The organism is Nocardia goodfellowii, from assembly GCF_017875645.1.
GTDB classification, from domain to species: domain Bacteria; phylum Actinomycetota; class Actinomycetes; order Mycobacteriales; family Mycobacteriaceae; genus Nocardia; species Nocardia goodfellowii.
Genome location: NZ_JAGGMR010000001.1, coordinates 295,527 through 322,219, shown reverse-complemented (window position 1 = coordinate 322,219; position 26,693 = coordinate 295,527). Strand labels below are relative to the sequence as shown.

Sequence of the window (26,693 nt, the reverse complement as noted above, 5' to 3'; positions counted from 1 at the left end):
GCTGTGTCGCAGGACCCCGGCCGCCCCTCGGGCGGCCGGGGTCTTCGTCATCTGGCCGCGGCCAAAGCCGTATGGAGATACTGCATTTCATCGGGTGTGGCCACCATGTGCACGCGCGTGGTCACCCCGGCGGTCCGCACGGTGACGAGGTTCGCCGTCTCCGGGTCCTCGGCCAGAGTGACATCCGGATCGAAATGGTCATCCACCACCGCGGGGGCGCTGCGCAGCAGCACGGTGGTCGCGTCGGAGTGGTGTCCCGACGGCTGAATGCCATCGTAGACAACGACATTCGCGAAGCGGTGCGCACTGGCCTGCTGTCCGGCGGCGGACCACGCCGCCACCGTGAGCGACTGGGGGACGCCGACGTCGGTGACCATCTGCCGCCAGGCATCGTGCCGGTTGGTGTGCACCACGACCGATGCGCCGAGCGCGATGGCTCGCAGGATCATCTGCTGGGCGACCAGTAGCGACCCGATCACCTCGACCCGCCGCACCTGATGCCCGACCAGCGGCAGCGCCACACCCTGACCGGAGGGGTCGGCCCCGATCAACTGTCCGCACCCGGCGATCGGCATGGGCAGCGCCGCCAGCGAATCCGGCTTGCCCAGATAGCTTTCGGGGTTGAACTGCCGACCCCGCTCGGCGATCGGCAGCGTGTACAGCAGCGCCCGGAACTGCTTGCCGGGCAACGGCACCAGGCCTTCGGCTCGGACATCGGCGGGCTTGTCCCGGGTGTCGAAGCGCACCACCGCGGTCACCTCGATGTCCTCGGCGCGGGACTGGGCGTTGTCCTCGCGCGGCGCGTGCGCGGCCCGCTGCAGCCGCATGGTCACCGTCGTCGCCAGCGTGGGTGTCGACCACACCGCGGCGAATCCGCGCGGCTCCAGCGCTTCTGGCGCCATCCGGTAGGTGGTGTAGTGGATACCCTCGCGCTGCACGCTGTGCGCCGTCTCGGTGAACTCCTCCAGCGGCGTGTGCCGGGTGAGCTGGTTGACCGCCGCGGTGATCTCGGCGGCCGACAGTACGACGGTGGAAATGCCTTGGGCGGCAAGCCGGTTCGCCACTCGCCGGGTGGCCACGATGGCCGCGCGCAGGGTCCCGGTAGCCCCGCCCCCGCGCCGCGCCACCGCGGCGGCATTGGCCAGCGGATCGAGCCGCAGCACCACCCACACCGTCCGGTGCGCCACCGCGGGCAGCGGGCCCAGGATCTGCTCGTAGAGATGCGATACCCGCCCGGGACCGGCCGTGCGCGCACCGGTGCTGATCACGTCGATGGAGGCCAGTTCGATGTCGAACTGGTTGAGGCAGTGCGCGATCTCGGGCAGGGGCATCATGTCGTCGGAGATCAGCGACTGCGGGCTCAACAGCGTCACGGTGCGCGGATGCGCTTCGACCCGCAGCATGATCAGCAGGCGCGCACCGTCCCACCGCATGCCGTAGGTGCCGCCCTCGGGCAGCGGGACGTCGAACGGGGCCTGATTAACAGTTGCCGAACGATTGCGGAATGCTCGCCAACGGAAGGTCAACTCCTCATCCACCCAGCCTGCCAGCGACTTGCGCCCGGGAAGCGGTACGAGACCCAGGATGAGCACACCGGCACATACCCCGGCCGCGATCCACACCGACGCATCGAATATCACGGCGACCAGCGAGGCGAGGACAGCGACCAGCGCGACCGGGATTACCCAGCGCAACGGCAGGATTCGGAACAACCAGAAGTAGGGGGAGTGCAGGGGAGTGGCAGGTGGCGCAGCCGACGGGGCGGGTGAACTCTGCGGCGCTGTTTCGCGATTTTCGCCGTCGGCTGTGGTGGGACCCATGCGGACATAATGGACCGAACTCGACGCACTTCGCTACCGGGGGACGGCGGCAATGGAGCTTGCGAAGTCGGCGGGGTAGGTGGGTACTGTAAACCGCACCGAGTTATTCACTCGTTCCGCTATACCCGCGTCAGTTCGGAGGCGTTCGTGCCCGCACAGTTGACTACCAAGGCGCAAGTCAACGGCTACCGTTTTCTGCTGAAAAGGTATGAGCACGCGCTGATCCGCCGCGATATCCGGATGCTGCACGATCCGATGCGCTCGCAGTTCCGCTCGCTGGTCGTCGGCGCCGTGCTCGGCATCCTGGTGGTCGCCGGCGCGGCGATCCTGGCCTTCCTGCGTCCGGTCGGTTCGATCGGTGACGCGAACATCGTGATGGGCAAGGAGACCGGCGCGCTCTATGTCATCGTCGACGGCACCCTGCACCCGGCGCTGAACCTGGCTTCGGCCCGGCTCATCGCCGCCAGCAACGAAAAACCCACCTCGGTCAAGGAATCCAAGCTGACCATGCCGCGTGGGCCGCTGGTGGGCATTCCCGGCGTCCCGGCCTCGCTGCCCGGCGCGGCCTCGGCGGACTCGATCTGGAGCCTGTGCGACACCGTGGAGCTGTCCGCCGCGGGCAGCGCTGCCCACTCGCCCGGCTCGAAGTCCACGGTGATCGCCGGCGCGCTGGATACCAGCGCGCCGGGCGCGGCCCGTCCGCTGCACGCCGACGAAGCGCTGCTGGTGAGCCGCGGCGGCAAGACCTTTTTGATGTTCGACGGCAAACGGGCCGAGGTGGATCCGAACGATTCGGTGCTCGCGCGTTCGCTCGGGCTCGCCGAATACAACCCGCGCCCGGTCAGCGCCGGCTTGCTCAACTCCGCCACTCAGGTCCCCGCCCTCACCCCGCCGAAGATCGACCGGCTCGGCGAGCCCGGCCCCGGCCGCCTGTCCGGCGTGCCGATCGGCGGCGTGATCCGGGTGCAGCGGGTCGGCTCCGAGGAGCTGTATGTGGTGCTGGCCGATGGTGTGCAACGACTTTCGCCGTTCTCCGCGGAGGTGATCCGCAATGCCAACTCGCAGGAGATGAACGACATCATCTCGGTCCCGCCGGACCGCGTCGTCGGCGTACCGGTGGTGAGCCCGCTGCCGGTGGACAAATTCCCCGGCCCGATCCCGCGCATCCTCACCCCGGAGGACAACCAGGTCAGCTGCATGCAGTGGGCGAAGAAGCCGTCCGACCCGGCCGCCACGATCACGGTCTTCGCCGGACGCGCGCTGCCGCTGCCGAGTTCGGCGAAGGTGGTGGATCTGGCCACCGGCGACGGCACCGGCGACCGTATCGACACCGCCTACATCCCGCCGAATTCGGGGGAGTACCTCCAGGTCACCGGTATGGCGCCGGACAGCGTGCGCAAGGGCAGCCTGTTCTACATCTCCGACAACGGGATTCGCTACGGCATTCCGGACGCCGAGACGGCCGCCATCCTCGGCCTGGCCGAAAAGCCCCGGCCCGCACCGTGGCCCATCATCGGCCAGTTGGTGCCGGGGCCGACCCTGTCGCGCGAGGAAGCCCTCGTCAGCTACGACACCCTGCCCACCACCAACTGACTCCGCACAGCACAGCGGCCCCGAAAGATTCGGGGCCGCTGTGCTGTCTCTCGGCTCAGCGCAAAGTAGACAGCACGCTGTCCAGTGCGTTCTGCATATCCTCGGCCTCGATGCGCATCAGCACCGACTCGTCCACCGCCGACAGATCCAGATTGATGTCGTTGGCCAGCCGGAACTCCCGCTCCTCCTCGGCGGCCTCGATGACGTTGCGGATGAAACGGCCGTTGCCCGCCATGTCGATGCCGCGCCGCAGCTCGCCGCTCTGGTCGGTCGCCTGCTTCTCGTAGAGTCCGGCACAGGCGGCCACCAGCAGCGCCTGCGCCTCCTCCGATACCTCCGAATCCCGCTTGCGCGCAATGAATCGCCCGATCTCGCCGAGTTCCTCCGGCGAGTACGAGTCGAATTTCACGCGCTTGGCGAAGCGGGACGCCAGACCGTCGTTGGAGGCCAGGAAGCGGTCGATTTCGCCGTCGTACCCGGCAATGATCACCACGAGCCGATCGCGGTCGTTCTCCATTCGGGCCAGCAGGGTATCCACGGCTTCACGGCCGAATGCGTCACCACCGGACAAGCCGGTCTGGATCAGTGTGTAGGCCTCGTCGATGAACAACACGCCGTCCATGGCGGAGTCGATCAATTTGTTCGTTTTGATCGCGGTACTGCCCAAATGTTGGCCGACGAAATCAGAACGCTTTGCCTCTATCAGCTTGTCGGTCTTGAGAATTCCTAAGCCACAGTAAATTTTTGCCACCACTCGGGCAACGGTTGTCTTACCGGTTCCCGGCGGTCCGGTGAATGCCAGATGTTGTCCACGGGACCCGCTGGCCATTCCCTTTTCGGCCCGGATCCGTGCTAGCTGAGCGGTTGCCTGCAACTTGGCAACCTGCATTTTCACACCGGCCAGACCGATCTGCTCATCGAGTTCGGCGCGAGCCTTCTCCAAGGTCAGTTTGGCTTTGTCGTCGCGCTCCTCCTGGCCCATCTGCTCCAGCGAGGGTGCCGAGGCCGGATCCCACTTATTGGTCCGGGCGTCGATGACCTCCTTGGTGGTCACCGTGAGCCGGAACTTGCGGTCGCGCATGGCCATCGTGTTGGCCTCGAAGCCCGGGGCCTCGGAAAAGACCTTCTCGAACAGCGCCTGGGCCTGCTCTTCCTCGCCGGTCTCACGCAGGCACAGGCCGCGACAGAACCGCGCGGTGGTCGCCGCGGCCGGAATGGGGCCCGCCTCGGCGGCTTCCATGCGGCGGATCGCCTCGCCGAACAGACCCAGTTGGGCACAGGCGGTCCCGACCATGACGTGCGCGCCCGCGGCGAGATAGGGGTCCGCCCACTCCGCCGAACCGGCCAGCACGGTCATCACATCGGGCCAGCGCTGCGTGGTGAAATGCAGTACCCCGCGGGCATACGCGCAGATCCGATCGTCGATCTCGCGGTCGGACGAGGACACCTGCGCGGCCCGGTGTTTGGCCAGCTCGTCGAGCACCTTCTCGGCTTCGTCGTAGTCGCCGTCGGTGATCAGCTGCGCGGCCTGCGCCAACCAGATCTCGGCGTAACTGGCCAGCGGGTAGTCGATGTACTGCCCGAGGGTGAACCGGCCCGCCAGCGCCCGCGGTTGCAGGCCGAGCCGGCGCTGCTCCCGGAAAAGCGTGCTGGTGCTGGTCTTGTAGAGGTTGAAGACCACCTCCCGGGTGTGCTCACCCGCGGCCGCGCGCCCGAGCCAGGCGTCGCACATCCCGGGGTCCCATTCGGTGGCGCGCTGGAAGGCGAGCTGGGCATATTCCAGATCGCGGGCAGATTCCTGCCCCTCGATCGCAATGCCCAAGGACAAGACACCAGCGTCGAATGCGCGTTGTGCTTGACGGTTGCCGGTCATACGGGTTGGCCCCTAAAAACAAACGGATGTGCTGTTTCCCATCAAGCATAGCCACCTGGGGAAGCGAAAGCCGACGGAGTCGGCGGGGTGGGTAAGGCCCTGCGGGTGCGCGACTTCTCCGATAAGTTGAGTACGTTGCATGGCGTTGAAGTGAGTTCTAGGTAGGGAGTCATCCGAGCTGTGACCGATCCGTCTAGCAGCACAGTGGCTGCCGTTGATCCGGAGTTGTGCCGAGTGTCGGTGATCGGCGGCAATACTCAGTTGGATCTGGGTTTGCCTGCCACAGTTCCGATCGCCGCGTTCATCACCGATGTGGTCGAGTTGATCGAATCCCGCAACCCGGATCTCACCGAGCACGAGGACGGCGCGCCGCTGCAGACGCAGCATTGGACACTGGCGCGGATCGGCCGCGATCCCATTCCGGCAAACCAATCGCTCACCGAGGCCGAGGTTTTCGACGGCGAGTTGCTGGTATTGCGCTCGGTGACCGCCAAGGAGGCGCCGGCGCTCTTCGACGATGTCATCGACGCGGTCTCCAAACTGACCGCGACCTCGTTCCGGCACTGGTCGCCGGTTTCGGCGCGCTGGCTCGGCCTGCTCGCCGGTCTGGGCGCGGTGCTCGCCGCGATCTACCTGCTGGGCGTGGCCAAGCACGACGGCGCCGGTATCGCGATCGGATTCATCGCGCTCGGCGCCGGATTGGTGGCCGGGGGTGCGGCGGTGCTCGTCTCCCGCAAATACCAGGACGAGGCGAAGTTGCCGGCGATCATGTTGTCGCTGTACGCGCTGTTGCTGATCTTCGCGGGCACGGCGCTGTTGGTACCCAACGACTTCGGCAGCCCGCACGCCATGTTCGCCTGTGTGGCAACGCTGGTCGCCGCCGCGGTCCTCTACAGCATGGCCCGGGTCGGGGCGACCATGTTCACCACCCTCATCACACTGGCGGTATTCGGCGGGGTGGCCGCGATGGTGCGGATGATCTGGGATCCGTCGGTGTCCAAGGTCGCCGCCGGTGTCCTGGTCGGCGCGTTGATCGTGATCACCCTGGTGCCGCGCCTCGCGGTCGCCGCCGCTCGACTACCGGTGCCGCCGGTGCCGACCGCCGGTGCGGCCATCGATCCCGCCGACCACGAACCCCGCCCCACCATCGAGGACATCGGCGCCATCGGTGCGACCGCGCTGCCCTCGGCGGCCGGGCTCGAGCATCGGGCCCGCGCGGCCAACGAGTACCAGTCCGGCATGATCATCGGCTGCACCGTGGCCGCGGCCATCGGCATCGTGCTGGCGGCCAACCCGCTCGGCACCACCCGCTGGCAGGGCATCACCCTCGGCGTCGTGGTCTCGCTCATCCTGTGCCTGCGCGGCCGGGCGTTCGCCGACCTGGTCCAGGCCTGCACGCTGATCGCCGGTGGCACAACGGCTTTGGTGGCCCTCGGCGTCGGACTCGCCCTGGGCGAACCCGGCTGGGTGGTGCCGATCGCCGGGATGCTGTTGGTCGTGGCGACGGCCGCGGTCGCGTTCGGTGTCATCGGCCCGCACACCGAGATGTCGCCGCCCATGCGACGGACCGGTGAGATCTTCGAATATCTCTTGATCTGCACCATTATTCCGCTGGTGCTGTGGATCATGGACATCTACTCGGCCGCCCGGAACATTTGATCCAGCGGTGGTTTTCGCGATGATCTCCCGGAGGATATGGCGGGCAGCGGCCGTCGCCGCGGTGCTCGCCCTGAGCGCCGGATCGCCGGCCCCCGCGCTGGCGATCGCACCGCCGCGCGTCGACGACGGCGCGCTGGCGGGGGTGCTCGGCCTGGCGGCCGCCGGCCGGCCGCCGGATGAGACCGAGCAGCACAAGATCTGCGCCGAACCCGCACTGCGCGGCAGTGCGCCGCAGGAACCGCCACTGGCCCAGCGGGTGCTGGGTCTGGAGGAGGCCTGGCAATTCAGCCGAGGCGCGGGACAGAAGGTGGCGGTCATCGATACCGGCGTCAACCGGCATTGGCGTCTGCCCGCCCTGCAGGCGGGCGGCGACTTCGTCTCCGATACCGACGGCACCGTCGACTGCGACGGCCACGGCACCTTCGTCGCCGGGCTCATCGCGGCCCGGCCCAGTCTGGAAGACGGGTTCGCCGGTGTCGCACCGGAAGCCGAGATTCTCGCGATCCGGCAACTGAGTTCGGCCTACGAGGCCAAGGACCGCAATCGCCGCGAGGAGCCGGGCGTCATCACGCGCGAGGGATACGGCACGGTGAACACCCTGGCGGCGGGCGTGGTTCGCGCGGTGGACATGGGCGCGACCGTCATCAACATCTCCGAGGTGGCCTGTATCCCCTCGGGTGGCAATTCGGCCGACGGGGCGCTGGGCGCCGCCGTGAAATACGCCTACGATCGCAATGTGGTGGTCGTCGCCGCCGCTGGAAACACCATGCAGGGCACCGCTTGTGAGAAGCAGAACGATCGCGCGGGGTGGGCGGCCGTGGGCACCATCGTGACGCCGGCCTGGTTCACGCCCTATGTGCTGTCGGTGGCATCGATGGAGCCCGACGGCACGGTGTCGCCATTCTCGCTGCACGGCCCGTGGGTCGGCGTCGCCGCACCCGGCCGCGAGATCGTCTCGCTGGACAGCAAACCGGGCGGGGCCGGGTTGGTCAACGCCACCCAGACCAATGAGGGTTACTCCACCATCGACGGGACCAGTTTCTCCAGCGCCTATGTCTCCGGACTGGCCGCGCTGGTCCGATCCCGCTTTCCGGAGTTGACCGCCGCCCAGGTGATCGACCGGATCAAGCTGACCGCGCAGGCGCCGGACAACGGCCGCAACGACAAGATCGGGCACGGCCTGGTCGACCCGCTGGCCGCACTCACCGCGCAACTGCCGGCGAAGCCGGTGCAGGTCGGCTCCGACCTGCCTCGCAAAATCGCCGGTCCGAGTCCACCGCCGTATGTGGATCCGGCGCCGCGTCTGGTCGCCACCATCGGCTCGATCACGCTGCTCGCCCTGCTCGGGCTCGGCTACGCCGCCTCGATCCCGTTCCGGCGGGGCCGCGCGGTGAATGTCGACCCCGGGGCCGAGCCTGAAACTCGAGAAGGGTTGTAGCACATGGCAACCGAAGGTTTCGTGCGCCGGCCGCGGATCGCGCCGCCGCGTCCGCCGGGCGGCGAGGTCGCGCTGTCCGCGCCGCCGGAGCTCGAACGTCCGGTGGCGGGCAATCTGCTGATGAAGCTGATGCCGCTGGTGATGGTTGTCGCCGTGGTCGGCATGATCGCGATGATGGTCATGATGGGCCGCAACCTGCTGGCCAACCCGTTCATGATGATGTTCCCGATGATGATGCTGATGTCGATGTTCGGCATGATGGCGGGTATGCGCGGCGGCGGCGGGCCGAAGAAGGCCGCCGAGCTGAACGAGGAGCGCAAAGACTACTTCCGCTACCTCGATCAGGTCCGCAAGGATGTGCGTAAAACCGGCAATCAGCAGCTGGCCGCGCTGCTGTGGAGCCATCCGGAACCCAGTGACCTGCAATCGGTGATCGGCTCCCGCCGCATGTGGGAACGCCGCCCCAACGATCCCGACTTCGGGCACGTTCGGGTCGGCGTGGGTAGCCACCGCCTGGCGACCAAACTCGCCCGCCCGGAAACCGGACCGCTGGAAGACCTGGAACCGGTCTCGACGGTCGCGTTGCGGCGCTTCGTGCGCACGCACTCGGTGGTGCACGGACTGCCCACCGCCATCTCGCTGCGCGCCTTCCCCGCGATCAACATCGAAGGGGAGCGCGAGGCCGCGCTGACCCTGGTGCGCTCGATGCTGATGGAGTTCACCACCTTCCACGGCCCCGACCACACCGCCGTCGCCATCATCTGCGCCGATCCCGACGGCCCGGCCTGGGCATGGGCGAAATGGCTTCCGCACCTGCAACATCCGGTGGACCGCGACGGCATGGGCTCGGCCCGGATGATGTATCGCTCGCTGGCCGAACTGGAAACCTCGATGTCCGCCGAACTGGTGGAACGCGGCCGGTTCATGCGCAACGCGCAGCCCACGGCGGGCCGGATCCATCTGCTGGTGATCATCGACGACGGCTACGTCAGCGGTTCCGAGCGCGTGGTCAGCGACGCGGGACTGGACTCGGTCACGGTGCTCGACCTCACCGCGCCGCAAAGCGGTCTCGCGGTGCGTCGCGGCTTGCAGCTGGTCGTTACCGATGACGGCATGGTGGCCGCGAAATCCGCCGCGGGCGTGGAGAAATTCGCCAAATCCGATTCCGTCGGCCGGGCCGAGGCCACGTCGCTGGCCCGCGACCTGGCGCGCTACCGCATCGCGACCGCCGCGCAGATGGTCAGCCTCGGCGATGAAACGCGCTCCGATCCCGGCCTGATGTCGCTGCTGAAGATTCCCGACGCCGCGCAGATCGATCCCGCGGTGGTGTGGCGTCCGCGCAGTGACCGGGAGCGACTGCGGGTGCCGATCGGTGTCACCCCCGATGGCACCCCCGTCGAGATCGACATCAAGGAATCCGCCGAGAACGGCATGGGTCCGCACGGATTGTGCATCGGCGCAACGGGTTCCGGTAAGTCGGAGTTCCTGCGCACTCTGGTGCTGTCCATGGTGACCACGCACTCCCCGGACCTGCTCAACCTGGTCCTGGTCGACTTCAAGGGCGGTGCGACCTTCCTCGGCTTGGACTCGCTGCCGCACGTCTCCGCGGTCATCACCAACCTCGAAGAGGAACTGGCGCTCGTCGACCGTATGAAGGACGCCCTTTCCGGTGAGATGACGCGACGGCAGGAACTCCTGCGCTCAGCGGGCAACTTCGCCAACGTCACGGAGTACGAGAAGGCCCGCGCGGCCGGAGCCGATCTGGATCCGCTGCCCGCGTTGTTCGTCGTGGTCGACGAATTCTCCGAATTGCTTTCGCAGAAGCCCGATTTCGCGGACCTCTTCGTGATGATCGGCCGCCTCGGCCGCTCGCTGCGGGTGCACCTGCTGCTGGCTTCGCAGCGCCTGGAGGAGAACAAGTTGCGCGGTCTGGACTCCCACCTGTCCTACCGGATCGGCCTGCGTACCTTTTCCGCCAACGAATCTCGCGCGGTGCTCGGTATCACCGACGCCTACCACCTGCCCAGCGTCCCGGGTTCGGGCTACCTCAAGAGCGACGCCGACGATCCACTGCGCTTCAACGCGAGTTATGTGTCCGGGCCGTATGTTTCGCCGCGCGGCACCAGGCAGGTGGACGGCAAGACCGTCGGTGGACAGGCGCCGGCCGTGTTCACCGCGGCACCGGTGGCGATGCCCGAGGTCATCGAGCCCGTGCGCGAGGCCACCCGCGACGGACGGCCGGAATTGCCGCCACCGCCCAACCGCCTGGGTCTTCCGGAATTGCCGCCGCCGCCCGGGGAGTCCCCGGCGGAGGACGAGGACGAGGCGCCGGTATCGGTCAACGAAGCCGTCCCCGCGACGCTGCTGACCACCGTCGTCGAGCGCCTGCGCGGCCACGGCCGGCCGGCCCACGAGGTGTGGCTGCCGCCGCTGGAGGAATCGCCGTCGGTGGATATGCTGCTGCCCGATCCGGATTGGCGTTCGCCGGTGAACCGGCATGGGCAGCTGTGGCTGCCGCTGGGCGTCATCGACAAGCCCTATGAGCAGCGCCGCGACGTGCTGATCGTGGATCTTTCCGCGGGTCAGGGCAACGTCGCGGTGGTCGGCGGACCGCAGTCGGGTAAATCGACGACTCTGCGCACCATCATCATGGCCGCGTCGGCCACCCACACCCCCGAACAGGTGCAGTTCTACTGTCTGGATTTCGGTGGCGGCACGCTGTCGGGTATGGCGGGGCTGCCGCATGTCGGCTCCGTGGCGGGCCGCATGGAGGTGGACCGGATCCGCCGCACCATCGCGGAGGTGACCGGAATTCTGCGCCGGCGCGAGGAACACTTCCGCGAGCTGGGCATCGACTCCATCATCGAGTTCCGGCGGCGCAAAGCGTTGTTGGCCGAGCGACCGCCGGCCGAGCGACAGGCCGACCCGCTCGCGCAGGACCCTTTCGGTGACGTCTTCCTGGTCATCGACGGCTGGCCCACCATCCGCGCGGATTACGACATGCTGGAACCCCAGCTCAATGCCATTGCCGCACAGGGCCTTTCTTACGGTATCCATCTGATGATCTCCAGCACTCGATGGCCGGAGATCCGGCCCCAGATCAAGGACCTCATCGGTACCCGCATCGAGCTCCGCCTCGGCGACCCCTCCGACTCCGAAATGGACCGGCGCACCGCCGTGCTCGTGCCGACCGGCCGGCCGGGTCGCGGTCTCACCGCGGACAAGCTGCACCTGTTGATCGCGTTGCCGCGCCTGGACTCCGATTCCGATCCGCGCACTTTGTCCGAGGGGGTCAACGCCGCCAAGGAACAGCTCAACGAGCTCTACGGCGGCCGACGTGCGCCAGAGGTGCGGATGCTGCCGGCCGAGTTGTCGCGCGAGGCCGTGCTCGCGGAGGCTGGTCGGGCGGGCATCCACCAGAGCAAGACCCGGGCCGTCATCGGCATCGGTGAATCCGAACTTCAGCCGATGGTGCTGGATTTCGAGGCGCAGCCGCACTTCTACGCCTTCTGCGATGTGGAATGCGGCAAGACCACCCTGCTGCGCAATATCGTCGCGGGCGTCACGGAGCACTCCACCTCCGAGGAAGCCCGCGTCATCCTCATCGACTACCGGCGCACCATGCTCGGTGTGCTGGAGGGCGCGCAGCTGGCCGGGTACTCGACCTCTTCGCAGACGTCCTTCGGGATGATCAAGGAGGTCGCGAACTATCTGCAGAAGCGGATCCCCGGCAACGACATAACACCGCAGCAGCTGCGCGAACGCAGCTGGTGGAGCGGGCCCGAAATCTATGTGGTGGTAGACGATTACGAGATGGTCGTCTCGAGTGGCCGCAACCCGCTGGAACCGCTGATCGAGTTCCTGCCCCAGGCTCGTGATATCGGTCTGCACCTGGTGATCACCCGCCGCGCCGGTGGCGCCAGCCGGGCACTGTACGACAAGGTTCTCGGCACCCTGAAGGACATGGGTGTGGACGCGCTGCTGATGAGCGCGCCCAAGGACGAGGGCCGGATCATCGGTGAGGTCCGGGCCGCCAAACTGCCGCCCGGCCGTGGCACGCTGATCGCGCGCAACGGCAACGAGATGATGCAGGTGGCCTACCTCCCACCGACGACGTAAGGCCCATAGACGAAGCCCCGCAGTTCTTTTCAGAACCGCGGGGCTTTTATCTCCGAGCGTCCACCGGCCTCACCACTCCGGCAACCGACGCCGCCCCGCGACGATATCGCGCACCAAATCGTCATAGGCGTCGGCCAATTCGGCCAGGTGATGCCATGCCCCGTGCAGCATCTCGTCGTGCGCGTCCAGGGTCATCAACGCGTGATGCGCGCGCACCGAGGATTCGGCCAGGCGATCGATGACAGACCCGACGGTTTCGGTGTGTAGCGTCGCGCCGAGCCGGTGTTGCGGCACGCTGCGAGCCACCCAGTCGTCTACCGCCATGACCAATTCGGTTCGCCGGCGCTCGATTTCGAGGACGACGACCGGGTTGGTGTCGATGCAGCCGCCGCGGCCGACCAGGCGTCGCTCGTGCAGCACCGCGAGATCGCGGGCAAACCACAGCAACGGACCACCGACGACGCGGTGACCGCGGCACGCCCGCACGAGTAGATCCGAGGTCGGCAATAGCCCCGAAATCGCGGGCTGCGTTGCCGTTTCGGCGCAACGCTGTGCGCCGGGAAGAGCCATGACTACTGTTGATGAATCCGAACCTGCCACGTTGCCTCGCCGTTCATCGCCGCACAACACCGGATCAGGACGTTGATTACAATAAACCTCTGAAGGGACCTGTCAAGCGTTACCGGGCCGTAGAAAACGAGGACGAGTACACTTCGTTACCTGCCCGACCAACCGAGGAGCACGATGGCGGAGGGTCCGACATACCACCGGATCGCAAACCTCCTCCGCGAGGAGATCCGCGGGGGCAAATGGAGCCCGGGTGATCGGCTTCCCAGCCACACCGAGCTCGCCGATCAGATGCAGGTCTCGATCACCACTGCCCGGAATGCCATTCAGGTCCTGGTTACCGAAAATCTGGTCTACACAGCTACTTCCCGCGGGACCATCGTCCGAAACCAGGAAGTTCTGGAATCCGTGGTCACCGATCACATTCGTCCGGATCGCCCGCGTGCGACCCACGATATCTTCGAAGAGATCGCGCGGGCGGCGAATCGGGAGCCGACCAAGGAATTCAGTGCCCGGATGGAGCCTGCCGCACCGGAAGTCGCGTTATGGCTCGGCGTTCCGGCGGACTCCTGGGTGCTCGCCCGGACGGTCGTCCAATATCTGGACAACGAGCCGTGGTCCTGGGAGGTCAGCTTCTACCCGCGCGACCTGGCCGAAGCCACCGGCATCGACTCGCCGCACGACATTCCGGAGGGCACCACCCGTCGACTGGCCGACCGCGGCCATGCCGAGACCGCGCACCGCGACACGCTGTGTGCCCGCCCCGCCGGCGCCGAGGAAGCCATCGTGCTGGGCGTGGCCACCGGAACCATCCTGCTGGATCATCTCCGGATCGGGGCGAACCACCAGCGCGTCACCCGCGCCACCCGGCATCGCTCCATCGCCACCCGCAACCGGCTGTCCTACGAGATCGGGGACGACGAGGGGATCGGCGTAATCCGCGACACGCTGGGCAGTGCGTACCGGCGTGGCATCTCCCTCCCTTGACGAGAGAGAAAACTGTGATCCCATGAATATCGTCATCCGGCCGGCGCACTTCGGCGACCTCGCCGCGATCTGCCGCCTACGCCTGCAGCGCACCGCCTGGCTCACCGCCCGCGGGTCCGACCAGTGGTCCGTGGCGGGGCGCGGCAAACCCATCGAAACCTTCGCCCACGCCGTCGAACGCTCACTGGCCGCCGGTGAAACCTGGATCGCCGACGTCGACGGCGAAACCGCCGGCACCATCACCGTCGACCATCATGCCGACCCGAATCTCTGGTCGCCCTGGGAATTGGACGACGCGGTGATCGTGCACTACATGATCGTCGACCTCCGCTTCGCCGGGCACGGTATCGGCCGCCACCTGCTCGAGCACGCCGGCTGGCTCGCCTTCCAGCAGGATCGGAACTGGGTCCGCCTCGACGCCTGGACCACGAACGCCGAGTTGCACGACTACTACCGCCGCTCCGGATTCCACCTCACCCGCATCGCCGGCCCAATCGCCACCGGCCCCTCCCGCGCCCTGTTCGAAAGGCGCACGGAGTCCTGGAATTTCGCCCCGCGCACCCGGCAGCCCGAGCCGGCCCTCACCGCCTACCGCGCCGCCACCTGACCGCGGCGGTCAGTGGTAGCGGCGATGGTCGAGGTTGAACTCGTCGGCGACGGTGGCGGCGAGTTCGACGTAGGCGCGTTTGGCCTGCTTGCTCAGGCGGTGCAGGTCGATTTCGGCGCCCTCGGACAGGTGGTCGTCGAACGGGATGATGTGCACCGCGCGGCAGCGGGAGAGGAAGTACTCGCGCAGCTGCTGGATACCGACGTTCACCGAACCCTCACGGGGCAGGTTGATCACGACGACCGCGTTGCGGACCAGATGGTCGTGGCCGTGCAGGGACAGCCAGTCCAGCGTGGCCGCGGCGCTGCGGGCGCCGTCGATGGCGGCGGAGGAGATCAGCACCAGCGAGTGCGCGAGATCCAGGACGCCGCTCATCGCCGAGTGCGTCAACCCGGTACCGCAATCGGTCAGGATGATGTTGTAGTACCGCTGCAGGATGCGCGCGACGGCTCGGTACTCGTGCTCGTCGAACTGCTCCGAGGCAGCCGGATCACGTTCGGAGGCAAGTACTTCCAGTCGGCTCGTGGCTTGCGACGTGTGCTTGCGGACATCGGAGTAGCGCTCCACGTTCGGGTCCAGCAGCAGATCGCGCACGGTGGAGCGGGTCTGCAGCGGAACACGCTGGGACAGCGTGCCGAAGTCGGGGTTGGCGTCGACGGCGATCACCCGGTCACCGCGGATCGAGGCGAAGATCGAGCCGAGACCCATTGTGGTGGTGGTCTTTCCGACGCCGCCCTTCAACGACAGCACCGCGATCCGGTAGTCGCCGCGCACGGGCTGCCGGATCCGCGCCACCAATTCCTGTAGCCGCAACTCCTCCGCGGACATGCCGGGATTGATCGTGCCACCGGAGATGTGGTGCACGGCCTTACGCCAGCCACCACCCGGAGCCTTCTTGGCCCGGCGCAGCGGCACGTCGTCCAGCGAAGGCTGCGGGCCACCATGATTCGGCCGCGGCCCGTTACCCCACTGCCCACTTTGCGGCTGCACACCGGGACCCTGCTGCCACTGCTGCTGGTTCGGCCCCTGCTCCCAGGCCCCGGGCTGCCCGGGCGGGTACGCACCGGGGGGCTGGCCGCCCGGTTGGCCAATGAACGGCTGGTTCGGCGGTTGGTTGAACACGCCGGGGCCGCGGTGTTCGCCGGGGGCGGGCTGGTCGCCGACGGGGGCGTGCTGACCGGTGGCCGGTGCGGCGTACGGCTGGCCGGTGAACGACTGGTTCGGCGGTTGGTTGAACACGCCGGGGTCGCGGCGTTCGCCCGGTCCGGGCTGATCACCGACCGGCGCACGCAGCCCAGTCGCGGGTGCGGCGTAAGTCCCTGGTCCAGGCTGCCCGTTCAGGGGTTGCCCGGGCGGTTGGTTGACGACATGACCGCCCGGTCCGGGCTGCTCACCCGCCGGAAGTCGCTGCGGCGCGAAACTATTCACGTCACCGGGCTGCCCGGTGGACGGCTGGTTGAAAAGGCCCGGGTCGCGGCGTTCACCGGGCGCATGCTGGTCGCCGACCGGCGCACGCTGATCACTCGGTGCGAAGGTGCCCGGGGAGCCGGGCTGTCCGCTGCTGGACGGTTGGTCGTGGAGACCCGCGTCGCGCCGCTCGCCCGGATCGGGCTGACCCGCTGTGCCCGGTGCGAAGGCATTCAGGTCACCGGGGCGTCCGCTGGGCGGTTGGTCGTGGAGACCAGGGCCGCGGCGTTCGGCAGGGATCGGGGCCGGTGCGGAAGCGTTCGGCTCGCCTGGCTGTCCACTGCTGTGCGGCTGGTCGTAGAGGCCTGGGTCGCGGCGTTGGCCGGGGGAGGTGTGGCCAGTTGCGTTCGGTGCGAGCGCATTCGGGTCGCCGAGGCTTCCACTGCTTGATCGGCCGAGGGGTTGGTCTTGGAGGCCGGGGTCGCGGCCTTCGTCTGGGATGGGCTGGCCAGTTACGCCCGGTGCGAAGGCATTCGGGTCGCCAAGGTTTCCGCTGTGCGGCTGTTCATAGAGGCCTGGGTCGCGGCGTTCGCCAGGGACGGGATGGCCAGTTGGGTTCGGGGCGAAGGCGTTCGGGTCGCCCGAATGTCCGCTGTGCGGCTGTTCGTAGAGGCCTGGGTCGCGGCGTTCGCCAGGGACGGGTTGACCAGTTGCCGACGGGGCGAAGGGGTTCGGGGTGCCGGGCTGGCCGGTGAAGGGCTGGCTGGGCGGTTGGTTGAAGACGCCTGGGTCGCGGCGTTCGCCCGGCGCGAGCTGATCACTGATGGGTGCGCGGGCAGCGGCAGCGGGGGGTGCGAAGGCGCCGGGGATGCGGCGGCCGTCCGGTCCGCGCTGATCGCCGGGCGCTGAAACGCCAGGAGCGCCGGGATGTTCGCCGCTGGGACCCTGCTCGCCTGTGGCCGGCGGGCTGAAAGGCGGGGGATTCCAAGGCTGTTCGGCTCGGGACATCGGGGCGCTGGGTTGCGCGTTGTCCACGTGGTCCGCGGGCAGCCAGTGCCGGCCGCGGGGAATCGGGCCGGACTGCGCTGAATCAGCCTGCGACTCTTCCGGATCGAGGCCGAGGTGCCCCGGGTCGGACGGACCGGCCAGCCAGGGCGGTGGCCCGTCGACCTCGCGGGGATCGCGCGGTCTCTGATCGCCGGTGGCCGAGGGTGGCTCGGGCAGCGGCGGCCGCCCGCCGGATACCGGTGGGACGGTGGAGGATTCGGGGTTGTGCAGCCCGGGCGGCGGCCCGGGCAGCTCCGGCCGCGTACCGGCGGACGGTGCGTCGATTGCATGCGGGAGCGGTGCGAAGGTGCTCGGCTGCTCACCTGTCGGCGGACCCGGCGGATACGACCGGTCGCTGGGTGGTTCGGGCAAGCGTGCGGGCGGTTCCGGGAGTCGCGCGGGCGGTTCCGGCAAGCGCGCCGGCGGCTCGGGTAGCGGCGGACGCTCAGCGACCGGCGCATCCGGCTCCGGCCGGGTGTAGCGGGTGGTCGCCTCGTTCGAGGGCATCGGGTCCGGAGCACCGCCGCGGGACTCCGCGGACGGCTGCCCCAACGGCTGGAAGGAGCCGCGGTACTCGCCGGGCTGGCGGATGGGCAGACCGGGCGGCGGCGCGGTTTCGCGGCTCAGCGGCTCGGACGGGCGAACGTCTTCAGGGCGCGAACCGGGCGTAGGTGGCGCTACCGGTCCACCCGGCTGCTGCCCCCAAGTGTCGCGCGAAGTATCGGGCCCGGGTTGCGACCAAGAATCGCGCGAAGTGTCCGGCCCGGGTTGCGACCAAGAATTGGGACCGGGGTCAGGAGCCGACTGGGGCCGAGGGGCCGGTTGAGCGTCGGGTAGCTGCTGCGGCTGACCCCACTCGGACCCGCGCTCGGTGCCGGTGTCCTTGTCGCGCCCGAACAGCCCCTTCCGCTTCTTCTTTTCTTTACGTCTAGGGGAGTCGTCGATCAAGTCTTCGTGCGGCAGATTCTGGACCGGCGCTTCGTACCCCGCGCCACCACCCTCCGACTCGGCCAGCCACGGCGGCAGCATGGGCAAGCTGTCGTTGTTACGACTCACGACGTCGCCTCGCTGACGATCGGCCCTGCTGTAGTCGTGGACGCTGCGTTGCTGGTGCGCTCTCTCACGACGTTGCCTCACTGATCTGAAGGACGGTGATCGACTCGGTACGCTCGTTCACACATCCCCCTAGATCTGTTCGATCGATTTCTGGATCGCGCCCAGTTTACGCGACACTCCGGGCACGTCGTGGCCCTGGTCACCTCGCCGTGCACGGGCCCGTTTTTGCCTGATCGGACCCCTGCCGGTAAGCTGGAGCGGCGGTGCACCTATGCGCCGACTGTTTGCATGCCTGGCCTCACCGAGGCTGGTCCATCCAAACAGACACCAGGCAATCAAACCAGGTTCGAGCGGCAGTGTCTTCGACAAGCGCTGCTCGATGAACCGGGATCGCGGAGGACATGGCGAAGAAAGACGGGGCCATCGAGGTCGAGGGTCGAGTTGTCGAGCCGCTGCCCAATGCGATGTTCCGGATCGAGCTCGAGAACGGTCACAAGGTTCTCGCGCACATCAGCGGAAAGATGCGGCAGCACTACATTCGTATCCTTCCCGAGGACCGGGTGGTCGTTGAGCTTTCCCCCTACGACCTCTCCCGAGGTCGGATCGTTTACCGCTACAAGTGATCGTTAGTTGATCGCGCGGACGGCGTCCCGACGCCGTCATCCCGGTGCGAACCGGGCCTACAGACTTCCCCAGTCTTCCGGCTGGGGAAAAACTGTGTTCACACCCGTGTGAACCAAAGAAAGATTGGACGGACGTGAAGGTTCAGCCGAGCGTCAAGAAGATCTGCGAAAAGTGCAAGGTGATCCGCCGCCACGGCCGGGTCATGGTGATCTGCGACAACCTGCGTCACAAGCAGCGTCAGGGCTGATTCGGCCCGATGGGGCCCTCGGGCCCTGATCACCAGCCAAGCACCGACGCAGTTCGGATTGGCTAAAAAGAAGAACTCCCAGCTCCAGCCGCACGCTGCGGAACAATCCGGCGCTTTTGAGATATCTCAGCAGCCCGGGGGCGTGCGTGCCAACCACCGGTTCGGAGGCCGGTGCCCCGCCAAGACGAGGGGAACGGACAGGGAGCAGACCTCCGCAACATTAAGGAACCTGCCACATGGCACGTCTCATGGGCGTTGATCTCCCGCGTGAAAAGCGCATGGAGATCGCGCTGACTTACATTTTCGGTATCGGGCGTACCCGCGCCAAGGAGATCCTGGAAGCCACCGGCGTCAGCCCGGACCTGCGCTCGAAGGATCTCAGCGACGACCAGGTCACGCAGCTGCGTGACTACATCGAGCGTTCGGACCTCAAGGTCGAAGGTGACCTGCGCCGCGAGGTGCAGGCCGATATCCGTCGCAAGATCGAGATCGGCTGCTACCAGGGCCTGCGCCACCGTCGTGGCCTGCCCGTGCGTGGCCAGCGCACCAAGACCAACGCGCGTACCCGCAAGGGCCCGAAGCGCACCGTCGCCGGCAAGAAGAAGTAGGGATAACCGATGCCTCCGAAGAGTCGTACCTCGGGTCCTAAGAAGACCCAGAAGTCGCGCCGCCGGGATAAGAAGAACGTCCCGCTGGGCCACGCGCACATCAAGTCCACGTTCAACAACACCATCGTGTCGATCACCGACCCGTCGGGCAACGTCATCTCCTGGGCGTCCTCGGGTCACGTCGGCTTCAAGGGTTCGCGTAAGAGCACCCCGTTCGCCGCGCAGCTCGCTGCCGAGAACGCCGCCCGCAAGGCGCAGGAGCACGGCGTCAAGAAGGTCGACGTGTTCGTCAAGGGTCCGGGCTCGGGCCGTGAGACCGCGATCCGTTCGCTTCAGGCCGCGGGCCTGGAGGTCGGCACGATCTCCGATGTCACCCCCCAGCCGCACAACGGTTGCCGTCCGCCCAAGCGTCGTCGCGTCTAGCGGGAAAGGAACAGATAACAAATGGCACGTTATACAGGCCCCATCACCCGCAAGTCGCGTCGTCTTCGCGTCGACCTCGTCGGCGGAGACCAGGCGTTCGAGCGTCGTCCTTACCCGCCCGGCCAGCACGGCCGCGCGCGGATCAAGGAATCCGAGTACCTGATGCAGCTGCAGGAGAAGCAGAAGGCTCGCTTCTCCTACGGCGTCATGGAGAAGCAGTTCCGCCGGTACTACGAAGAGGCCAACCGCCTCAAGGGCAAGACCGGTGACAACCTCCTGCGTCTGCTCGAGTGCCGGCTGGACAACGTCGTGTACCGCGCCGGTCTGGCTCGTACCCGTCGTCAGGCCCGTCAGCTCGTCTCGCACGGCCACTTCATCGTCAACGGTGTCGCGGTCAACGTCCCGAGCTACCAGGTCACCCAGTACGACATCATCGATGTCAAGGAGAAGTCGCTCCCGACGCTGCCGTTCCAGGTCGCGCGCGAGACCGTCGGCGACCGCCCGGTTCCGGGCTGGCTGCAGGTGATCCCGGGCCGGCTGCGGATCCTGGTGCACCAGCTTCCCGAGCGCGCGCAGATCGATGTGCCGCTGACTGAACAGCTGATCGTCGAGTACTACTCGAAGTAATCAGTGCCGTGCGTAATCCCTTGCTCAGCAAGGGATTACGCACAACCCCCATAACGTGGGCATCAAATAGTGGGTGCCCGTACAGGAGGATGATCCACAATGCTGATTTCCCAGCGCCCCACCCTGACCGAAGAGGTCGTGGCGGAGAACCGCTCGAAGTTCACCATCGAACCCCTCGAGCCGGGCTTCGGTTACACCCTCGGCAACTCGCTGCGTCGTACCCTGCTGTCCTCGATCCCGGGGGCCGCGGTCACGAGCATCCGCATCGACGGCGTCCTGCACGAGTTCACCACCGTTCCCGGTGTGAAGGAAGATGTCACCGACATCATCCTGAACCTCAAGGGCCTGGTCGTGTCCTCGGAAGAGGACGAGCCGGTGACCATGTACGTGCGTAAGCAGGGTCCGGGCACCGTCACCGCCGGTGACATCGTGCCGCCTGCCGGTGTTGTCGTGCACAACCCCGACATGCACATCGCCACCCTGAACGACAAGGGCAAGCTGGAGATCGAGCTCGTCGTCGAGCGCGGTCGCGGCTACGTCCCCGCCGTTCAGAACAAGGCCTCGGGTGCGGAAATCGGCCGGATCCCAGTGGACTCGATCTACTCGCCGGTGCTCAAGGTGACCTACAAGGTCGAGGCCACCCGTGTCGAGCAGCGCACCGACTTCGACCGTCTGATCCTGGACGTGGAGACCAAGAACTCCATCAGCGCCCGGGACGCGCTCGCTTCGGCGGGCAAGACCCTCGTCGAGCTCTTCGGCCTGGCCCGTGAGCTCAACGTCGAAGCCGAAGGCATCGAGATCGGCCCCTCGCCGGCCGAGGCGGACCACATCGCCTCATTCGGTCTGCCGATCGAAGACCTGGACCTCACCGTCCGGTCCTACAACTGCCTCAAGCGCGAAGGCGTGCACACCGTGGGCGAGCTCGTTGCCCGCACCGAGTCGGATCTGCTGGATATCCGCAACTTCGGCCAGAAGTCCATCGACGAGGTCAAGGTCAAGCTGCATGCGCTCGGCCTCTCGCTCAAGGACAGCCCGGCCTCGTTCGATCCTTCTTCCGTGGTGGGTTACGACGCGAGCACCGGAACGTGGAGCGACAGCGGCACGTTCAGTGACACCGATGGCGGCGAGCAGGACTACGCCGAGACCGAACAGCTTTAGGCCCTGGGGGTAGGCATACCCCTTTGCGCCTTACTCAAGGAGAACAAACCAAATGCCCACTCCCAAGAAGGGTCGCCGGTTCGGCGGGTCGTCGTCGCACCAGAAGGCGATTTTCGCCAATCTGGCGACGGCGCTCTTCGAGCACGGCCGGATCACGACCACCGAGTCCAAGGCCAAGGCCGTGCGCCCCTACGCCGAGAAGCTCATCACCAAGGCGAAGGCCGGCACGCTGGCCGACCGTCGCGAGGTGCTGAAGGTCATCCGCAACAAGGATGTCGTGCACAGCCTCTTCGCCGAGATCGGCCCGTCGTTCGAGGGTCGTGAGGGTGGCTACACGCGCATCACCAAGACCGTCCCCCGCAAGGGTGACAACGCTCCGATGGCGATCATCGAGCTGGTCCGCGAGAAGACCGTGACCAACGAAGCCGATCGCGCCCGTCGCGTGGCCGCTTCGAAGGCCCCGGCTGCCGAGGTCGCCGACGCCCCCGAGGTCGAGGAGGCCCCCGCGGCCGAGGCGACCGACGAGGTCGTCGAGGCTCCGGCCGACGAGGACAAGAAGGACGCCTGACGTTCGCGTCGGACTTCCCGAACGAGCCCGCCACCCTGTTTGGGTCGGCGGGCTCGTTCGCGTTACCCCGGAACTTCTCGGCCGTCTCGGCGCGGGCAATCGGCTTGGCGGCAAGCAACTTCGAGTCAGCAGTGAGGTGGACAGCGTGGAGGATTCGATGATTCCGGCCGAGCGGTCGTCCCTCGGGTCCGGTGTGGCCGGGTTTCGCGCGGAAGCGCCCGAGGCATCCGCGACCAGTCGCGTGCGGCTCGACATCTCCTATGACGGAACGGATTTCATCGGCTGGGCCCGGCAGCCGGGCTTGCGCACGGTGCAGGGTGTACTCGAGGAATCGTTGAGCAAGGTGTTCCGCGAGCCGATCCAGCTGACCGTCGCGGGCCGGACCGACGCCGGTGTGCACGCCGAGGGGCAGGTCGCCCACTTCGACACCACCGCCACGGATTTCGACGGCGCGAAATTGGTGCACCGGATGGCGCGATTCCTCCCGAAGGACGTACGCATCAAGGCCGCCCGCATCGCGCCCCCGGAATTCGACGCCCGCTTCTCCGCCATCCGCCGGCACTACGCCTACCGCCTCACCACCGCTCCCTACGGGGCCGAACCGCTCCAGGCTCGCAGCGTGGTCGGCTGCCGCAGCAACGTCGACCTGGCGGCCATGCGCGAGGCCTCGCAGAACCTGTTGGGGCTGCACGATTTCGCGGCCTTCTGCCGGCGCCGGGAAGGCGCCACCACGGTCCGGGAACTGCAGCGCTACGACTGGGAGTGCCGGGGCGAGCTGTTGATCGCCTACGTCAGCGCCGACGCCTTCTGCTGGTCCATGGTGCGCAGTCTGGTCGGCGCGGTCCTCGCCGTCGGGGAGGGCCGCCGTACCCCGGACTGGGTCGCCGGCCTGCTGCGCGAAACCGAACGATCCAGCTCGGTCACTGTCGCACCCGCCCACGGCCTCTCCCTGATCGCGGTCGACTACCCCGCCGACCCCGACCTGGCCGCCCGTAACCGCCAGACCCGGGAAGTCCGGACGATCCCGGTCTCCGGTTGCTGCGGCGACTGAGCCGCGAGGCTAGTAGTTTTACGGAATGCGTGCTGACCTCCATGAAACCCTTCCGGGCGACAAGGAAACTTCGTGGAAGGAGTTCTTCGACCAGGACTCCGCGACCTTCTTTCCGCAGTTCATCGGGCTCGTCGCCGAGGAGGTTCGCCTCGATTACGCGCGGATGCGATTGCCGTACCGCCCTCATCTGAACCAACCCGCGGGCGTCGTGCACGGCGGCGCGATCGCCACTCTCATCGACACCGTCGTCGTCCCAGCCGTAGCGAGCCCGTTCGACGCGGTGCCCACCATGTTCACCGTGGACATGCAAATCCGCTACCTGGGCGCGGCCCGCGAACAGGACCTGATCGCCGAGGGCTGGATCACCAAGCGTGGCAAGTCGACTGTCTTCTGCCAGGCCGAAGTTCGGACCGCCGACGGGGAACTGGTCGCGGAGGGCTGGCACGTCTACCGCGTCATGCCGCCGCGCTAGCCGCAGTCGGGTTCGCGAGGCTGGGGGCGGCGGTTCCCGCCCGGCGGAACAAGGCGGGGGAGTGCCGCGTTGGGCAGGGCATGGCATTCGACGAACTTGGACGGTACGGAGTTTGGCTTCCTTTCAGCGCGATCAGCCCGGAGCAGGCGCGCGAGGTGGAGGAGCTGGGGTACGGCGCGTTGTGGCTGGGTGGCTCACCCGGGGAGGATGACCTGGTCGTCGCGGAAAACCTGTTGGCGGCAACACAATCGCTAACGGTGGCGACCAGCATCGTGAACATCTGGAAGACGCCCGCGGCGAAGGTCGCCGAGGTCTTCCATCGGATCGACGCCGCCTACCCGGGGCGGTTCCTGCTCGGTGTCGGCGCGGGTCATCCGGAGGCCGACGCCACCTACCGCTCGCCCTATGACGCGCTGGTCGAGTACTTCGACGCACTCGATGCCGCCGGAGTTCCCAAGGAGCGCCGCGCCCTGGCCGCTCTGGGTCCGCGCGTGCTGAAGCTGGCCCGCGACCGCTCGCTGGGCGCCCTGCCGTACCTGGTGCCGGTGGAGCACACCGCGAGCGCTCGGGCGATCCTGGGCGAGGACGCGCTGCTGGCGACCGAGCACAAGGTTGTCATCGACGAGGATCCGGTGCGCGCCCGCGTCACCGCTCAGCCGCGCACGTCGTTCTACCTGGGTTTACAGAACTACGTGTCGAACCTGCGCCGCTTCGGCTTGACCGACGAGGATCTGGCCGAGCCCGGCGGCGACCGCTTCTACGACGCGGTGGTGGCGCACGGCAACGCCGAAGCCGTCGCGGAGCAGCTCGGCGCGCATCTGCGGGCGGGCGCGAATCACGTGGCGATCCAGCCGCTGGCCGACGATCCACTGTCGGCGCTGCGTGCGCTCGCGCCGCTGCTGAAATAGTCGTTCGGCGGGGTTGCCGAACCTGATCGAAGGTGCGGCAACCACACCGACGGATACCCCCGGCCAACCGGAGCATCGGGTTGCTGGCGGGCTGCTACGGCATCGTCCTAAAGAACTGTTAGGAAGCGGTCGGCACACTTCCGTAACAAGTGTGGTCACGGACACACTCGAATCCGATGGCGCGAAGAAGCGTCGAAGGAGGTAGGTCTGTGTCCACTACATTGAGCAAGATGCCGGAGTCGAATCCGGCTCCGCTATCGGCGCCCACGAGTACTCGGCGCGCCATTCTGAATACGCTCAAGGGTTCTTCGGGAAATCTCGTCGAATGGTATGACGTCTATATCTACACCGTCTTCGCGACTTATTTCCAAGATCAGTTCTTCGCGCCGGAGGACGAAAACTCCACCGTTTATGTCTACGCGATTTTCGCGGTCACATTCTTGATGCGCCCGATCGGCTCCTGGTACTTCGGGCGCTACGCCGACCGGCACGGCCGGCGCTCCGCGCTGGTGTTCAGCGTGACCCTGATGGCGGTCTGTTCCTTCGGCATCGCGATCATGCCCACCAGGGAGAGCATCGGCGTAGCCGCGGCCGCGGTCCTGATCGTCTTCCGGCTGATCCAAGGCTTCGCCACCGGCGGCGAATACGGCACCTCGGCGACCTACATGTCCGAGGTGGCTACCAAGGGCCAGCGTGGTTTCTTCTCCTCGTTCCAGTACGTCACGCTGGTCGGCGGCCACGTGCTGGCGCAGTTCACCCTGCTGATCATGACCACCTTCCTGGAGAAGGGGCAGATCGAGGACTGGGCTTGGCGAATTCCGTTCGCCATCGGCGGACTTGCCGCGATCGTAGTGTTCTGGCTGCGGCGGGACATGGACGAGTCGCTGTCCAAGGAACACCTGGACGCCGCCAGCTCGGGAGCCGACCGCTCCTCGGGATCGCTCAAGGAATTGGTGACCCGGTACTGGCGCCCGCTGCTGCTGTGCTTCCTGATCACCATGGGCGGCACGGTCGCGTTCTACACCTACAGCGTCAACGCTCCGGCCATCGTGAAGACGGCGTACAAGAACGATGCCATGGTGGCGACCTGGATCAACCTGATCGGCCTGATCTTCCTGATGTGCCTGCAACCGGTGGGCGGCTGGATCAGCGACCGGGTCGGCCGCAAGCCGCTGCTGGTGTTCTTCGGTGCGAGCGGCGTGATCTACACCTACTTCCTGATCACCTTCCTGCCGAAGACCTCCAACCCGTTCGCCACTTTCGGCCTGCTGGCCATCGGCTACATCATCCTGACCGGATACACCTCGATCAACGCGCTGGTGAAAGCCGAACTGTTCCCGGCTTCCATCCGGGCGCTGGGCGTGGGCATGGGTTACGCGCTGGCCAACTCCGCCTTCGGCGGGACCGCGCCGGTGATCTACCAGGCCATGAAGAAGTCCGACATGGTGCCCCAGTTCATCGGTTACGTCACCTTGCTCATCGCGGGTTCGCTCCTGGTCTACATCTTCTTCCTGAAGAACAAGTCCACGACCGAGCTCGACCGCGAGGCCGGCCACGCCTTCGAGCCGAAGGAAGCCGCGACCACGCCGGCTCGGGTCTAGTAAACCGAATAGTTGTCGGATCCTGGTCGGCAGTCGATGCCGGCCAGGATCCAGCCGGTGAGGAGATTTCGATGACGGCGACGCGGAAACAGCCCGGCGGCGACTGCCGTGTGGTTGCGAATGTGTTGCGGGGGTCCGTCGGCAACTTGATCGAATGGTATGGAGCGTGACCTCTTTTTCGCACGCTGATCAGCCGGCCGCCGCGCCGATCCGCCCGCTATGGGAGGATCGGC

General features: G+C 67.1%; 21 protein-coding genes. 17 read left to right on the top strand and 4 right to left on the bottom strand.

What is annotated here, in order from left to right; translation table 11 throughout:
- Positions 1 to 47: 47 nt before the first annotated feature.
- Complete coding sequence (eccE, locus tag BJ987_RS01515) at positions 48 to 1,820, bottom strand: type VII secretion protein EccE (protein WP_209883968.1); 1,773 nt, start codon at positions 1,818 to 1,820, stop codon at positions 48 to 50.
- 147 nt (positions 1,821 to 1,967) lie between these two features.
- On the opposite strand from eccE, the gene eccB reads away from it, so the two are divergent.
- On the top strand, positions 1,968 to 3,413 hold the full coding sequence (gene eccB, locus BJ987_RS01510) for a type VII secretion protein EccB (protein ID WP_209883966.1): 1,446 nt from the start codon (positions 1,968 to 1,970) through the stop codon (positions 3,411 to 3,413).
- Positions 3,414 to 3,468: 55 nt separating this feature from the next.
- Here eccB and eccA read toward each other — a convergent pair whose 3' ends face one another.
- Positions 3,469 to 5,286, bottom strand: coding sequence for a type VII secretion AAA-ATPase EccA (gene eccA / locus BJ987_RS01505; protein WP_209883964.1), 1,818 nt, complete (start codon positions 5,284 to 5,286; stop codon positions 3,469 to 3,471).
- Positions 5,287 to 5,466: 180 nt separating this feature from the next.
- On the opposite strand from eccA, the gene eccD reads away from it, so the two are divergent.
- Genes eccD through eccCa form a run of 3 tightly spaced genes read left to right on the top strand, consistent with a single transcriptional unit; the run spans position 5,467 to position 12,502 of the window.
- Positions 5,467 to 6,945, top strand: coding sequence for a type VII secretion integral membrane protein EccD (gene eccD / locus BJ987_RS01500; RefSeq protein ID WP_209883962.1), 1,479 nt, complete (start codon positions 5,467 to 5,469; stop codon positions 6,943 to 6,945).
- 7 nt (positions 6,946 to 6,952) lie between these two features.
- Positions 6,953 to 8,383 carry a type VII secretion-associated serine protease mycosin gene (mycP, locus tag BJ987_RS01495; RefSeq protein WP_307869406.1) on the top strand — a complete coding sequence of 477 codons (1,431 nt, stop codon included), beginning with the start codon at positions 6,953 to 6,955 and terminating at the stop codon, positions 8,381 to 8,383.
- A 3-nt stretch (positions 8,384 to 8,386) separates the two neighbouring features.
- Complete coding sequence (gene eccCa, locus BJ987_RS01490) at positions 8,387 to 12,502, top strand: type VII secretion protein EccCa (RefSeq protein WP_209883960.1); 4,116 nt, start codon at positions 8,387 to 8,389, stop codon at positions 12,500 to 12,502.
- 69 nt (positions 12,503 to 12,571) lie between these two features.
- Here the strand turns inward: eccCa and BJ987_RS01485 are convergent, their stop codons facing one another.
- Positions 12,572 to 13,072, bottom strand: a complete 501-nt coding sequence (locus tag BJ987_RS01485; RefSeq protein WP_209883957.1) for a DUF4254 domain-containing protein — start codon at positions 13,070 to 13,072, stop codon at positions 12,572 to 12,574.
- Positions 13,073 to 13,246: 174 nt separating this feature from the next.
- On the opposite strand from BJ987_RS01485, the gene BJ987_RS01480 reads away from it, so the two are divergent.
- Entirely contained in the window at positions 13,247 to 14,056 is an 810-nt protein-coding gene (locus BJ987_RS01480; protein WP_209883955.1) for a GntR family transcriptional regulator, read from the top strand.
- A 22-nt stretch (positions 14,057 to 14,078) separates the two neighbouring features.
- Positions 14,079 to 14,663 (top strand): GNAT family N-acetyltransferase, encoded by a 585-nt coding sequence (locus BJ987_RS01475; RefSeq protein ID WP_209883953.1) that lies wholly within the window; start codon positions 14,079 to 14,081, stop codon positions 14,661 to 14,663.
- A 9-nt stretch (positions 14,664 to 14,672) separates the two neighbouring features.
- On the opposite strand, the gene BJ987_RS38330 is transcribed toward BJ987_RS01475, so the two are convergent.
- Positions 14,673 to 16,091 carry a MinD/ParA family ATP-binding protein gene (locus tag BJ987_RS38330; protein WP_443677972.1) on the bottom strand — a complete coding sequence of 473 codons (1,419 nt, stop codon included), beginning with the start codon at positions 16,089 to 16,091 and terminating at the stop codon, positions 14,673 to 14,675.
- A 2,483-nt stretch (positions 16,092 to 18,574) separates the two neighbouring features.
- Here BJ987_RS38330 and infA point away from each other — a divergent pair.
- The 11 genes from infA to BJ987_RS01415 all read left to right on the top strand — a co-directional run bounded on the left by infA (position 18,575) and on the right by BJ987_RS01415 (position 26,460).
- A complete protein-coding gene (gene infA, locus BJ987_RS01465) occupies positions 18,575 to 18,796 on the top strand; it encodes a translation initiation factor IF-1 (protein WP_003418601.1) in 222 nt (73 codons plus the stop codon).
- 134 nt (positions 18,797 to 18,930) lie between these two features.
- Complete coding sequence (gene rpmJ / locus BJ987_RS01460) at positions 18,931 to 19,044, top strand: 50S ribosomal protein L36 (RefSeq protein ID WP_011207363.1); 114 nt, start codon at positions 18,931 to 18,933, stop codon at positions 19,042 to 19,044.
- Between the two features lie 236 nt (positions 19,045 to 19,280).
- Positions 19,281 to 19,652: a 30S ribosomal protein S13 gene (gene rpsM / locus BJ987_RS01455; protein ID WP_209883951.1), complete on the top strand. Its 372-nt coding sequence runs from the start codon at positions 19,281 to 19,283 to the stop codon at positions 19,650 to 19,652.
- A gap of 9 nt (positions 19,653 to 19,661) precedes the next feature.
- The gene (rpsK, locus tag BJ987_RS01450; RefSeq protein ID WP_209883949.1) at positions 19,662 to 20,075 is read left to right on the top strand and encodes a 30S ribosomal protein S11; all 414 of its coding nucleotides are present in this window, start codon (positions 19,662 to 19,664) and stop codon (positions 20,073 to 20,075) included.
- 21 nt (positions 20,076 to 20,096) lie between these two features.
- The gene (rpsD, locus tag BJ987_RS01445) at positions 20,097 to 20,702 is read left to right on the top strand and encodes a 30S ribosomal protein S4 (protein WP_209883947.1); all 606 of its coding nucleotides are present in this window, start codon (positions 20,097 to 20,099) and stop codon (positions 20,700 to 20,702) included.
- A gap of 99 nt (positions 20,703 to 20,801) precedes the next feature.
- A complete protein-coding gene (locus BJ987_RS01440) occupies positions 20,802 to 21,860 on the top strand; it encodes a DNA-directed RNA polymerase subunit alpha (RefSeq protein ID WP_067785162.1) in 1,059 nt (352 codons plus the stop codon).
- Between the two features lie 52 nt (positions 21,861 to 21,912).
- The gene (gene rplQ, locus BJ987_RS01435; protein WP_209883945.1) at positions 21,913 to 22,428 is read left to right on the top strand and encodes a 50S ribosomal protein L17; all 516 of its coding nucleotides are present in this window, start codon (positions 21,913 to 21,915) and stop codon (positions 22,426 to 22,428) included.
- A 241-nt stretch (positions 22,429 to 22,669) separates the two neighbouring features.
- Positions 22,670 to 23,479, top strand: a complete 810-nt coding sequence (truA, locus tag BJ987_RS01430; protein WP_307869875.1) for a tRNA pseudouridine(38-40) synthase TruA — start codon at positions 22,670 to 22,672, stop codon at positions 23,477 to 23,479.
- A 25-nt stretch (positions 23,480 to 23,504) separates the two neighbouring features.
- Positions 23,505 to 23,951 carry a PaaI family thioesterase gene (locus BJ987_RS01425; protein WP_209883943.1) on the top strand — a complete coding sequence of 149 codons (447 nt, stop codon included), beginning with the start codon at positions 23,505 to 23,507 and terminating at the stop codon, positions 23,949 to 23,951.
- A gap of 80 nt (positions 23,952 to 24,031) precedes the next feature.
- On the top strand, positions 24,032 to 24,859 hold the full coding sequence (locus BJ987_RS01420; RefSeq protein ID WP_209883941.1) for an LLM class F420-dependent oxidoreductase: 828 nt from the start codon (positions 24,032 to 24,034) through the stop codon (positions 24,857 to 24,859).
- A 230-nt stretch (positions 24,860 to 25,089) separates the two neighbouring features.
- Positions 25,090 to 26,460: an MFS transporter gene (locus tag BJ987_RS01415; RefSeq protein ID WP_209897703.1), complete on the top strand. Its 1,371-nt coding sequence runs from the start codon at positions 25,090 to 25,092 to the stop codon at positions 26,458 to 26,460.
- Positions 26,461 to 26,693: the final 233 nt, after the last annotated feature.

Coding starts and splice junctions, on each gene's coding strand:
- eccE (WP_209883968.1), bottom strand. CDS start 1,820: ATGGGTCCCACCACAGCCGACGGCGAAAATCGCGAAACAGCGCCGCAG.
- eccA (WP_209883964.1), bottom strand. CDS start 5,286: ATGACCGGCAACCGTCAAGCACAACGCGCATTCGACGCTGGTGTCTTG.
- eccCa (WP_209883960.1), top strand. CDS start 8,387: ATGGCAACCGAAGGTTTCGTGCGCCGGCCGCGGATCGCGCCGCCGCGT.
- BJ987_RS01485 (WP_209883957.1), bottom strand. CDS start 13,072: ATGGCTCTTCCCGGCGCACAGCGTTGCGCCGAAACGGCAACGCAGCCC.
- BJ987_RS01480 (WP_209883955.1), top strand. CDS start 13,247: ATGGCGGAGGGTCCGACATACCACCGGATCGCAAACCTCCTCCGCGAG.
- BJ987_RS01475 (WP_209883953.1), top strand. CDS start 14,079: ATGAATATCGTCATCCGGCCGGCGCACTTCGGCGACCTCGCCGCGATC.
- infA (WP_003418601.1), top strand. CDS start 18,575: ATGGCGAAGAAAGACGGGGCCATCGAGGTCGAGGGTCGAGTTGTCGAG.
- rpsM (WP_209883951.1), top strand. CDS start 19,281: ATGGCACGTCTCATGGGCGTTGATCTCCCGCGTGAAAAGCGCATGGAG.
- rpsK (WP_209883949.1), top strand. CDS start 19,662: ATGCCTCCGAAGAGTCGTACCTCGGGTCCTAAGAAGACCCAGAAGTCG.
- rpsD (WP_209883947.1), top strand. CDS start 20,097: ATGGCACGTTATACAGGCCCCATCACCCGCAAGTCGCGTCGTCTTCGC.
- BJ987_RS01440 (WP_067785162.1), top strand. CDS start 20,802: ATGCTGATTTCCCAGCGCCCCACCCTGACCGAAGAGGTCGTGGCGGAG.
- rplQ (WP_209883945.1), top strand. CDS start 21,913: ATGCCCACTCCCAAGAAGGGTCGCCGGTTCGGCGGGTCGTCGTCGCAC.
- BJ987_RS01425 (WP_209883943.1), top strand. CDS start 23,505: ATGCGTGCTGACCTCCATGAAACCCTTCCGGGCGACAAGGAAACTTCG.
- BJ987_RS01420 (WP_209883941.1), top strand. CDS start 24,032: ATGGCATTCGACGAACTTGGACGGTACGGAGTTTGGCTTCCTTTCAGC.
- BJ987_RS01415 (WP_209897703.1), top strand. CDS start 25,090: ATGCCGGAGTCGAATCCGGCTCCGCTATCGGCGCCCACGAGTACTCGG.